A 1,764-nucleotide genomic window follows, 5' to 3' on the forward strand; every position below is an offset into this window, starting at 1 on the left:
TGTCAGACAACTTAATTAATATTTTTAATTAGTTGATTTATCAGGACATTAAGATCAATTAGTTCCAAATCTTTCATATGACACCCCACGGTTTTTCTACTAACTCCACTTAATTTACTTATAGAAGATATTGTGTATTTTTCATTTTCTTTGGTTAATTTTTCAATAGCAGCGGCAATCTTCAACTTGGTTTTGTTTTTTCTAATACTTCCATTAACCTTGTTGGCAACAAGTGACTTCTGTCGACCAGTTAGATCCAAATCAGGATTGATGTGCAAACTCTTTTTTCGATTGTTTTGATACTTATAATGATAACTTTTGATATATCCATACTGCATATTAAATAAGGATAAGAGATCTCTATATCCCATCTTAGGATCAGCGCAGTTTCTATTCACATTGTATACATACGCAAATATCCATTTGGGATCAATTTCTGGATTCAGATTAAATAGTGCATGGAAATAATAGGTAAAAAGTTTTCGTTTATAACCATCTCTTATCTTTCGTGGTATTTTGATATCAGTCCATGGAATAGTATCAATGTCAATATCACTTTTATTAATGTATTTAGTTTTAGTAATGAGATGAGTATCAATCTCCGTTATGGATAAATACATTATCTCTCTTTCGGGTGCGTAGAACAGTGTATTATTACTAACAACCCTCTGGATTATACCCTGACTTACGCACTTTACCCCTTCACTTACGTCAATACAAACCTCTAAGTTTACATACACATCCGGGTCATAAGAAATGAACCACATCTGCGATAATTTGAGAGCACCTTTATCCAATTGTATATCATTAAAATAGTGTGATGATAAATAATCAATTATAGACTTATACTCTTCTTTAAATGTTATTGTATGATTTATTTTTACTAAAATTGACAATCCTCTTCCTCCACCTGAAATGCAAACCATTGAAACCACATCTTTATACTTTGAAATAAACTCTTTTTTATATTCTAAAGCGTTTTCAAGATTATCAATATCGAGATAGATATATCCAGAACCAATTTCATAGTTTTTTTCAAAATTTGGTCCCTTGATTGAATTGTACTTGACCACACAGTTTGGCTGGCATCGAACAAGATATTTTTTCCCATCATCATACTCTATTTCCCCTTTCTTATGGTCTCTAATGGTTTTATAGTCCCTAGTGTAAGGATTGGTTCTGATAATTTTTATTAGGGTGTTAAAATCGATTTTTTTTGAGGGGGTGTTATTATAGATTTTACCCTCGTAAAGAGAAAACATAAATTTAAAAACTCAATTCTAAAACTGATGCAGCAGCCGCTTAAATTGAGTTGAAACTAAGTTATACGTATTGGAATCTAATCTGCATGTTTACACCCCACGTATTAAAAATATAAGGAAAAAAAGCGATAAAGTCAAATATGATTATAACTCCTAAATACTATACTTCAGGTCGTGAGACCTAAAGTTCACCCCCTTTATTATTAATTTTTTTTTCTTTATGTTTTTACTGTTCCCATTTTGGGAAAATAAACTTGTCGATTTGATCGACTCGATATAGTTAATAAAATTGACTATGAATTATAAAGTGGAGCATGTAGAAATTAGCTCATTATCAATACATCCCGAAATAGAAAAACACGGGCTAACAAATAAAGAGGCGTACAAAAAACTTATTCCTTTGATAAAGAAATTTAAGTTAATAGAGCCGCTAAGAATTGTAAAAGACAATAATAAATTGTTCGTAATTCAAGGATGTTCACGGTATAGAGCAGCACGTGAT

The 1,764-nt window shown here is 31.0% G+C and carries 2 protein-coding genes; one reads left to right on the forward strand and one right to left on the reverse strand.

Translation table 11 applies throughout. The annotated features are described in order from the left end of the window. Positions 1–11 precede the first annotated feature (11 nt). Complete coding sequence (locus WAO74_RS09810) at positions 12–1,262, reverse strand: BT4734/BF3469 family protein (protein ID WP_422161668.1); 1,251 nt, start codon at positions 1,260–1,262, stop codon at positions 12–14. A 307-nt stretch (positions 1,263–1,569) separates the two neighbouring features. On the opposite strand from WAO74_RS09810, the gene WAO74_RS09815 reads away from it, so the two are divergent. Next, on the forward strand, positions 1,570–1,764 hold a 195-nt coding region (locus tag WAO74_RS09815), incomplete at its 3' end, for a ParB N-terminal domain-containing protein (RefSeq protein ID WP_422161670.1).

Origin of the sequence: Polaribacter sp. (assembly GCF_049276715.1) — a bacterium.
Classification (GTDB): Bacteria; Bacteroidota; Bacteroidia; order Flavobacteriales; family Flavobacteriaceae; genus Polaribacter.